The following is a 9,247-nucleotide window of genomic DNA, read 5'->3' on the forward strand; positions in this document are numbered from 1 at the left end:
CGCCTGCACCTTAATTAAGTCTTGCTGCATTTAGAGCATCCTCTTGACGATCTCGACAAGCGCGCCGTCTTCCCCGAGGACCCCCTTCTCCGCATACTGCGTCTTGGTCTTTCTCTTGAACCCTCCTTTTGGCGGGCCGAGCGCAAACCACGGCTTGATCCCCTCGAGCTTGCTCATCGCGACCTTGTCGCCTGCTATTGCGGTGGCGAGGTCGTCCATGCTCTTGTACTCTTTTGGAAGGTCTGCCTTGGTCAGCACCTTGTAGCCTTCCTTCCTGCCGCGCTTTTCCAGCAGTTCCTTGACGATGCCTGTGTCGGCCTTGGTCCAGGCGACGACTTCCTTTACCTTCCTCAGCATGCCAAGCGACTCTGCGGTCTCTGGAACCAGGGTCGCCCTGAAGCGCTTGTCAAGGTTGAGGTTGTCTAGAGTTGTCCTAGCCCACGTCGGGATGTTGACTGTGCCCTTTATTCTTACGACGAGATATGCCATAATCATCAACCCACGCTGTACGTGCTTCTCAGCGCGTTAAATATTGCCTTTGTAGTCGACGACATTGTGCTTGTCGAGCCAAACGTCTTGGTCCACGAGTCCTTCAGCCCTGCCAGTTTCAGCAGGTTGCGGATGTTCTCGCCTGCAACAAGCCCGAGGCCTCTTGGCCCGGGGATTATTTCCAGAGTGACGCTGCCGCCCTTGCCGCTCACCTTGAACGGCACAGAGTGGAGCTGGTTGCATCTGCACTCCCAGCTGCCGCAGCCCAGTTTCACCGGGATGACGTTGAGGTAAGCAGCATTAGTCGCCTTGTCGATGGCGAGCCTCATCTGGGCGGCCTTGCCCTTGCCTATGCCAAACCAGCCGGCCTCGTTGCCTACTGCCACCAGCGCATTAAAGCGCGTCATCTCACCGGCGTCCGTCTGTTTTTGCACGATGCCGACGTGGACCACCTGGCTCTTCATGTCGGGCAACAGGTGCCTGACGATCTCTTGTTCCTGGATCCTGAGGCCGTTTTCATATATCTGGTCCATCGAGTTTATCTTGCCTGCGAGCACCATCTGTCCTAGCGTGGTGCGCGGTTTCCATTCTACCTGTTCTTGTCTTGACGGTGAATAACGACTCATTTCTTTTTAGCTCCTTTATCTGGTCTCTTGTCCTCTTTGGCTTCCCTCTTGGGCGCCTTTTGTTTCTTCTCCTTTGCCGGCTCCTCTGCCTTCTTTTCCTTCTTGGGCGCCTTTGGTTCCGCTGCCTTGCCAGAGATCTTGAACCTGACCTCCTCAAAGTGCGCCGGGTATTCTTCTGGCTTTAGCCCGTTCTTCAGGAGGGCCGAGAATCGTGAATTGTATGCGTCCTTGTCTGCCTTTAGCGCGTTCGCATAGTCGGCGATGTGCTGGCCGGATATCCTGTCGCCGTCGGGGAACGACTCTTCTCCCACCGGGATGTTGAGGCCCGAGTCGGCTATGCCCTTGACGCACGCGGCGACCCTTGTGGTAAAGTGGTCCTTGCCGATGTAGAGTATGCCTTTGTTAGTGCCCTTGGCCTGCGCCTTTTTGCCCAGTAGCAGACCCGCGAGGTAGCATGCCGGCAGGCTGTTGGAAGAGCCCTTCCAGCCCTGCTTGGCCAGCTCGTGGCTGTGGACGGACGCGATCACCAGGTCGCCTGTAGGCGTTGGCTTTAGCATCTGGACAGCAACGTTTTGATCGGTAACCTTGACGGTGACAAACGAGTGCCTGCCGATAATGACGGCAGCCCTCTTGCGATAATTGGTCTTGTCAAGCCTAATCCTTTTGAGAGTTCGGACATAAGTCAACTAGCATTCACCATTTTGTACGATTAGAAGTGCAACGATTCTATAGCACTTATAAACGTTAACGGGTGCGTAATTTCTCTCTGTGCAACTCATTTTCTGATGTTTACGCCCGTCGTCTTGCTGCCAATGTTGGCGCCGCCCGCGTCAAACGCGTCCCAGTCCACGGACACTATGGCTTCAGAAACTGCTATCCTGAACTTGGCGCTCTTGCCTGCCTTTAGCGGGGCGGCGTCGGTGGTAAACTTCACCGCGTGCCCGTCGACGTCTGCATACCATCCCTTCGGGGCCGACGCCGACTTTATCATGCCTGCCGGCAGCGACAGGTGCAACTCGTACGCCTTGACCTTGCTTCCCTTTGGGTTCTTTAGCGACAGGGTCATTATCTTGGTCTTTTCGCTGAGGGATGCCGACAGTTTCAGGTCTGCGTCGCGCTGCTTTTCTGCACCTTGCTTTTTTGCCGCCTCTGCCTGCTGGCCGGCGTAGACAAAGCTGGACGTTGCCGACGAGGAAACGTAGGTCGCCCTTACTGTGAACGTTTTGCCTTCCATGTCGGGGGTGGAAACGAATCGGTATGCAAGCTCGTAGCTTTTTTCGTCTTCATTTCCCACCTTACCCGCAAGGACTGTCTTTCTGTCATAAAGGACGCCGCCAGGATAGAGTATCTCTATGACGGCAAACCTTTCTGACGGCATCAGCCCCGAGACCTTGCCTGCAATCCTGATGGTCTCGCCGAACCGGTATGATTCCTTGTCAAGGTTCAGCGTAATCGCCGGGCCGGCTGCGAGAGGCTTTGGCGCAGGCGCGCTGCCTGGCACCATTGAATGTTCTCTGCTCTCGGCGCTGGCAGAAAATGAAGCGATGTTTGGGTTTGCGTCAACAACAAGTATGTCAAAAAAAGCGCTGCCGCCGGGAGGTATGCTGGATGGGTCCGCGAAGGTAAAGCCTTCGTCTACCACCTTGCCTGCAGAATCGTAAAACGCCACGGCGACCTTGGCCCAGCTGGCGGCCGACTCGCCATCGTTTGCCACTTCTCCGACTAGGTGGTACGAGACGGCCGACGAGTAATATCCCCTATCAATGCTCAGCTTTAACGCGGCCGGCTTGGCAGTAGCTTTGTGCCATTCAATTGCAAGCTTGAAACTTGAGACCAGATCGGCGCCTTCGTCTGCAAAAAGGATAATCCTAAGGGGCGACTTTTCCCCCGACGCCATTACGTCAATGTCGGTAAAGGCAAACGACGAAGCCACGGCTGCGCCCGCCGCATCGTAAAAGGTCGCCTTCACCTGCACGTATCTTGCCGGATCGGACGTGTCGTTTCTGACCTCGCCAACGACATAAAAACTGCCAGTGGCTGCGCTTGAATATGACGAGGAACTGAGCAGGGTGATGATGCTGCCTGACTGGGCGTTCGCTAACGCCGGCGCCGCCAAGAGCGCGCTCGCCATGAAAAGTGCAAACAGTATGGCCGGAACCCTGCGCAATGGGCTCTGTAATTCATGAAACCAAGTTATAAAGAATTTGCATATAAGAATCACATAGAGCCGGATGCGCTTATTTCCTTGCCCTGCCTGTCAAGCGCGTTTTTTGGCTATGGATGCCGCAAATGCGCCTGCACCCACTCCGTTGTCAATGTTGACGACCGCCAGCCCCAGCGTGCAGCTCTGCAGCATGGATGCAAGTGCCGCGATGCCGTCGCCCCCAAAGCCGTACCCAACCGACGCCGGCACGCCGACTACCGGCACGTCGACCATCGACGCCACCACGGATGCAAGCGCCCCTTCCATGCCTGCTACCACGACTATGGCGCCCACGTTCTGCTCGAGCATCGCCTTTAGCGCTGGAAAGACCCTATGCATCCCGGCGATGCCGACGTCATAGCTTGCAACGACCTTGCAGCCCATCGACTCGGCCACGAGCCTCGCCTCCTCGGCAATACCAATATCGGAGGTGCCGGCGGCCATTACGCCCACGGCGCCAGACGCCTTTTGCCTGCGCTTGCCGTCTGAAACCAGAAAAGTCGTGCTGTTCCTCCCTATCTCGACTTGCAGGCCCTTCTTTTTCAGCGCGCCCGCAAGTTTCTTCAGGTCGCGCTTTTTCGCCCTGCTCACTATTGCCTGGCCGTTGCGCTTCACTGCCGCCTGCGCGATGCGGAGCGTGTCGGCATATTCCTTGCGCTCTGCAAATATGATTTCCGGCAGGCCCCTCCGCATCTCCCTGCCGACGTCCAGCTTGGCGATGCCTCCCACGTGCTCTACAGAGTGGATAGAGATGGCCTTCTGCGCCTCTTCAACGGTGATGGCGCCTCTGGCAAACTTTTCAAGGATCGTACGAAGGTCCATTGCCGTGATGTTTGTAGTAACCTTGAGTATATTTTAGTATACTAGAGTATTCTTGCGTGTACGAAAGTATGCTGAACACAAAAAGGCAAAAAAATAAAAATTAAAGGGGGAGCGCCTTGATTGCTTCCCTGACGCTTGCGACTCCCTTGTCAAACACGTCCTGCTCAAAGCTGTCCAGCTTTAGCTCGACGACCTTTTCGACGCCGCCGGCCCCGATGACTGCCGGGACGCCTATGCACAGGTCAGAGACGCCGTACTGGCCTTCAAGGTAAGCAGACACGGGTATGACCATCTTTTTGTCCTTGGACATCGACTCTATCATGGTCGCGACCGCGTTGCCCGGCGCATACACCGTGGCGCCCTTTAGCGCGATTACCTCCGCTGCGACCTTTCTCGTCTTTTCAAATATCTCTGCCGCCTTTTCCTTGGCGATAAAGTCGTGGAGCGGTATTCCTCCAAGTGACGAAAATCTTGTGAGCGGCAGCATGTTTTCGCCGTGCTCTGATATCACCATTGCCTGTATAGAGTCCCTGGAGACGCCCGTCGCCTCCTGGATAAAGCTCTTGAACCTCGACAGGTCGAGCATGCCTCCCATGCCCATCACCTTTTGCTTTGACGATCCTATCGCTTTCATGGCAAGGTACGTCATCGGGTCAAGCGGGTTCGTGACGACTATGACCATCGCGTCTTTCGCATAGGTCGCTATCTTGCCTGCCACGTCCTTTACTATGCCGGCGTTTATCTTTAGCAAGTCCATTCTGGTCATGCCCGGCTTGCGGCCGACGCCTGCCACCAAGACTACATAGTCAGAGCCGCGCATGTCTTCATAGTTGTTTGAGCCCCTCGCTATTGCGTCAGAGCCGCGCTCTGACAGCTGGTGGTTGATGTCCATTGCCTCTCCCTGCGGAAGGCCCTGCACAATGTCTAAAAGCAGCACGTCGTCAAGTTCCCTCAGGCCGCAGTTCAGCGCAGCCGAGGCGCCAACCTTGCCGGAGCCAATTACCGTTATGGTCATTTAGCGTTGCAAAAGGGCTGGATTCCTTATAAACCTACAAACCCGATCACCTTAAATTGAGCACCCGCTGCCCTGAAAGCCATGTCAGGCAAAAAAGGCGGCAAGCGCGACGACAGTTATTTTGCAGCCGGCAGGCGCAAGCGCAATAAGGCGCTCATGATAGCGATTCCGGTGGCTGCGGCCGTCATAATCGGGGCGGTGGCTGCAGGCCTTTTCTATGCGGGGCAAAACCCGTACGTCCTGGGTTCCACCCACGAGCACGCCGTCTTTGCAGTAAAGCTCGACGGGCAGGCGATCGACTTTTCCCAGAGCAAGTACCAGCTCGCGTCAAGATATATCCACGTTGAAAGAGACGACGGCACCACGCTCCACCTCCATGCCGACGGCGTGCCGTTTGGCGAGTTCCTGAAATCCGTGAACATGAAGATGGAGAACGACTGCTTTACACGCGACGACGGCACCCAGTTCTGCGACAATGAGGAAAAGAACCTGAGGTCGTTTGTCAACGGCGAAGAGATCGAGTCGATGAGCAGCTACGTCCTGAAGGAGGACGACCGGATGCTGGTCATCTATGGCAGCGAAAACGACGCCGCCATCCAGTCCGAGATCGACGCGCTAAAGAACACGCCGGTAAAGAAGTAAACGTGATATAAAGCGCCCTACGATAATCACTCGTGGCAAAGGTAGCGGTCATTGACTGCCAGGTCGCCGGCATCGCAGGCGACATGCTGGCGTCCGCGCTCGTGGACGCCGGCGCAGGCAAGAAAAAGGTACAGGATGCCATATTTGCCTGCCAGGACTTTTTAAAGGGCAGCAAGATAAGCGACGTATCGTTTAACAAGATAGTGACCCACGGCTTTTCTGCCACGCAATTGCATCTGTCGTACAAAGACGGCGCGCACGAGCGCAAAGGCACAGAAATGTTGCGCGCCCTTGCAAGGACGTGCGATTCGCTCGGCATGGACCAGCGGGCAAAGGCGTTTGCGCACGACTCGTTAAAGGCGCTGGTGGCGGCAGAGGCTGCCATCCACGGCGAGGATTTCAACAACGTACATTTGCACGAGGCATCCAGCGTCGACACCCTTGCAGACATTATCGGCTGCGCGACAGCACTTTCAGACCTCGGGCTCTATGGCGCAACAGTGCACGCGACGCGCGTCGCAGTCGGCGGCGGCATGCTGAAATTTTCGCACGGCACCGTGCCAAACCCTGCGGACGCGGTGATCCGCATCCTGCAGGGCAAAAATTTTGTTATACAGGGCGGGCCTGCAAAGGAGGAATTGACGACGCCGACTGGGGCCGCCATGCTTGCCACCCTTGCAACTGGAAGCATCGACTATTACCCTGCAATCGTGCCGGAGAAGACCGGCTATGGAGCCGGCACGAAAAAGTTTGACGGCTTTGCAAACGTCGTGCGCGTGCTTGCTGGAAGCGCGCCCTCTAGCCTTGAAAAAGACACCGTCTGCCTTGTCGAGACAAACGTGGACGACGCGTCAGGCGAGGTCATTGGCAACATGGTCGAGCGCCTGACAGAGGCCGGCGCCAAAGACGTCACGGTCATTTCAGGCACCACGAAAAAGAGCCGGCCCACTTTTCTAGTCAGGGTCGTCTGCGACAATTCTCTGCTGGACGCTATCCTGGCGACGCTGTTTGGCGAGTCCGGCACGCTTGGCGCCAGGGTCCAGCAGGTAGAGAGGTTTATGCTGCCAAGGGCCATGGTCACAGTCCCGGTGACTGTCAGCGGGAGCACGTTCAACGTCCATGTCAAGATTGCAAGGGACGCGTCAGGCAACATGGCAAGCGCCAAGCCAGAGTTTGAGGACATCAAGATAATTGCCGCAAGGTGCAACATGCCTGCCCGGCGCGTGGCCGAGCTCGTGGGCGCGCAGGTCGCGCTAAAGACGGGTGAGACATGATGGGCGCGTTTGAAAAGCTGGTGGCGTGGTTTGCGCGCGGCGACAGCGCGATGGTCGCCCTGTCCGGCGGGGTCGACAGCGCGGTGGTGGCGCTTGCAGCAAAGAGGGCGCTTGGCGACAAGGCAACTGCAGTCACTGCCGACTACAAGACGCTTGCAGAGGAGGAGCTGGCGACGGCCCGCAAGGTCGCCGGCGAGATAGGCATCCACCATGTCATAATCGAGTACGACGAGCTGGAGAACCCTGAATTTGTCAAAAACGACGGGACGCGCTGCTACCACTGCAGGACCGAGCTTGGGCAGCACCTGGTGGCGGAGGCGCAAAAAGCAGGCATAAAGTTGATAGTGGACGGCACGAACGTCGACGACCTTTCAGACTACCGGCCCGGCATCAGGGCGCTGCGGGAAAACGGGGTGAAAAGCCCGATGGTGGAACTTGGGATAACAAAGGCCGAGATCCGCGCCATGGCAAAAGAGCACGGCCTGTCCGTATACGACAAGCCGTCAAACGCGTGCCTTGCGTCGAGGATACCCGCAGGCATGGAAGTCACCTATGAAAAACTGCGCAGGATAGAGAGCGCCGAGATAGCGGTCAAGTCGATATTTGGTGTCCGGCAGGTGCGCGTCAGGGACCACGGCGACGTCGCAAGGGTCGAGGTCGGAAGCGACGAGCTTGCCATGATGTTTGACGCAGACAAGCTGTCGCTTTTGGATAGCAAGCTGAAGGAATTTGGGTGGAAGTTTGTCGCAATAGATGCGGCCGGCTACCGGTCCGGCAAGCTCGCGGTGGTGGACAAGGGTGCCGGCTGAGCGGATATACCTTGACAGCGCCGCGTCGACGCCGGTTGCAGACGAAGTGATACAGGAGATGCTGCCGTACCTAAAGCAGCAGTACGGCAACCCGTCGTCGATACACTATTTCGGCCGCGAGACCGCCCGGGCCATGCAGCTGGCACGCATGCGCGTCGCCGGCCTCATCGGCGCCAGGCCGTCCGAGATAACGTTCACGTCGGGGGGAACGGAGGCTGACAACCTCGCGGTAAAGGGCGTTGCCGAGTACGCCAAAACGCTGCCAAAGATGCATGTCATAACAAGCTATGTCGAGCACGACGCAATCATAGAGCCGGTCCGCGACCTCGAGAGGCTCGGCTTTCGCGTCACTTTTCTGCCAGTCACTGCAGAGGGCATGGTGAGGCCGCCGGACCTGAAAGAGGCGCTGGCCGCCGACACCGCCCTGGTGAGCGTTATGCATGCAAACAACGAAGTCGGCACGGTCCAGCCGATAAAAGAGCTGGCGAAAATCGCGCATGATGCCGGCGCGCTTTTCCACACGGACGCCGTGCAGGCCGCAGGCAAGATGCCCGTCAGCGTCGCCGACCTTGGGGTCGACCTGCTGTCCATGTCGTCGCACAAGATAAACGGGCCCAAGGGGGTCGGGGCGCTCTATATCCGGAGCGGGCTTGACATCATGCCCCTCATCTACGGCGGCGGGCAAGAGTCGGCGCTGCGGTCCGGGACTGAAAACGTCCACGGCATCGTGGGCTTTGGCAAGGCGTGCGAGCTGGCCGGCAAGCGCCTGCCTGAATACCGGCTAAAGGTGGCGGAGCTGCGCGACTACTTGATCGATAAGGTGCTAAAAGAAATCCAGCACAGCAGGCTCAACGGGTCGCGCCTTGACAGGCTGCCGGGCAACGCCCATTTCACGTTCTTTGGGGTCAACGGCGAGGACCTGATAATAAAGATGGACGAAAACGGCATAGCCGCGTCGACCGGCTCTGCATGCTCTGTCAAAAAGCAAAAGCCGTCGCACGTGCTAAAGGCCATGGGCTTTTCGTACGAGGAGATAACCGGCTCGCTCCGGATGAGCCTGTCGCTGCAAAACACAAAGGAGGAGGTGGACAGGACCGTGCAGGTTCTGTCAGAAGTCGTCGCCGAGCTGCGATCGCTTTCGCCCTTCAAGTCGAAATACGTCTAAATCTTTTTATGCCGCGCAATGCCCGGATTGCCTCATGGCAACTTCATCTGTCCCGAGGGTGGGCGCCAAGGCCCCCGACTTTGAACTCCTGGACGGCGACTTGAAACCGCACAAGCTGAGCGATTACAAGGGAAAAAAGACGATACTCGCGTTCTTTCCGGCGGCCGAGTCCTCCGTATGCACTGCCGAGATGTGCGCCCTG

General features: G+C 57.3%; 11 protein-coding genes. 5 read left to right on the forward strand and 6 right to left on the reverse strand.

What is annotated here, in order from left to right; translation table 11 throughout:
* Positions 1-30: 30 nt before the first annotated feature.
* The 6 genes from ACREAY_RS07055 to ACREAY_RS07080 form a co-directional block, all read right to left on the reverse strand.
* Positions 31-489: a 50S ribosomal protein L30 gene (locus ACREAY_RS07055; protein WP_431755061.1), complete on the reverse strand. Its 459-nt coding sequence runs from the start codon at positions 487-489 to the stop codon at positions 31-33.
* A 5-nt stretch (positions 490-494) separates the two neighbouring features.
* Positions 495-1,115, reverse strand: a complete 621-nt coding sequence (locus tag ACREAY_RS07060; protein ID WP_431755062.1) for a 30S ribosomal protein S5 — start codon at positions 1,113-1,115, stop codon at positions 495-497.
* Positions 1,112-1,801 carry a 50S ribosomal protein L18 gene (locus ACREAY_RS07065; RefSeq protein WP_431755063.1) on the reverse strand — a complete coding sequence of 230 codons (690 nt, stop codon included), beginning with the start codon at positions 1,799-1,801 and terminating at the stop codon, positions 1,112-1,114. The genes ACREAY_RS07060 and ACREAY_RS07065 overlap by 4 nt, the downstream gene beginning before the upstream one ends.
* Positions 1,802-1,890: 89 nt before the next feature.
* A complete protein-coding gene (locus ACREAY_RS07070) occupies positions 1,891-3,282 on the reverse strand; it encodes an FxLYD domain-containing protein (protein ID WP_431755064.1) in 1,392 nt (463 codons plus the stop codon).
* 90 nt (positions 3,283-3,372) lie between these two features.
* On the reverse strand, positions 3,373-4,140 hold the full coding sequence (larB, locus tag ACREAY_RS07075; RefSeq protein ID WP_431755065.1) for a nickel pincer cofactor biosynthesis protein LarB: 768 nt from the start codon (positions 4,138-4,140) through the stop codon (positions 3,373-3,375).
* A gap of 100 nt (positions 4,141-4,240) precedes the next feature.
* The gene (locus ACREAY_RS07080) at positions 4,241-5,155 is read right to left on the reverse strand and encodes a malate dehydrogenase (RefSeq protein WP_431755066.1); all 915 of its coding nucleotides are present in this window, start codon (positions 5,153-5,155) and stop codon (positions 4,241-4,243) included.
* A gap of 81 nt (positions 5,156-5,236) precedes the next feature.
* On the opposite strand from ACREAY_RS07080, the gene ACREAY_RS07085 reads away from it, so the two are divergent.
* The 5 genes from ACREAY_RS07085 to ACREAY_RS07105 form a co-directional block, all read left to right on the forward strand.
* On the forward strand, positions 5,237-5,797 hold the full coding sequence (locus ACREAY_RS07085) for a hypothetical protein (RefSeq protein WP_431755067.1): 561 nt from the start codon (positions 5,237-5,239) through the stop codon (positions 5,795-5,797).
* Between the two features lie 32 nt (positions 5,798-5,829).
* Positions 5,830-7,071 (forward strand): nickel pincer cofactor biosynthesis protein LarC, encoded by a 1,242-nt coding sequence (gene larC / locus ACREAY_RS07090; protein ID WP_431755068.1) that lies wholly within the window; start codon positions 5,830-5,832, stop codon positions 7,069-7,071.
* Positions 7,071-7,880: an ATP-dependent sacrificial sulfur transferase LarE gene (gene larE, locus ACREAY_RS07095; protein WP_431755070.1), complete on the forward strand. Its 810-nt coding sequence runs from the start codon at positions 7,071-7,073 to the stop codon at positions 7,878-7,880. The genes larC and larE overlap by 1 nt, the downstream gene beginning before the upstream one ends.
* Positions 7,870-9,045 (forward strand): cysteine desulfurase family protein, encoded by a 1,176-nt coding sequence (locus tag ACREAY_RS07100; protein ID WP_431755069.1) that lies wholly within the window; start codon positions 7,870-7,872, stop codon positions 9,043-9,045. Before larE ends, ACREAY_RS07100 begins: the two co-directional genes overlap by 11 nt.
* A 34-nt stretch (positions 9,046-9,079) precedes the next feature.
* Positions 9,080-9,247: redoxin domain-containing protein (locus tag ACREAY_RS07105; protein WP_431755071.1), on the forward strand; the 168-nt coding region annotated here is incomplete at its 3' end.

The sequence above is a fragment of the Nitrososphaera sp. genome (assembly GCF_050748925.1).
Lineage (GTDB): Archaea > Thermoproteota > Nitrososphaeria > Nitrososphaerales > Nitrososphaeraceae > Nitrososphaera.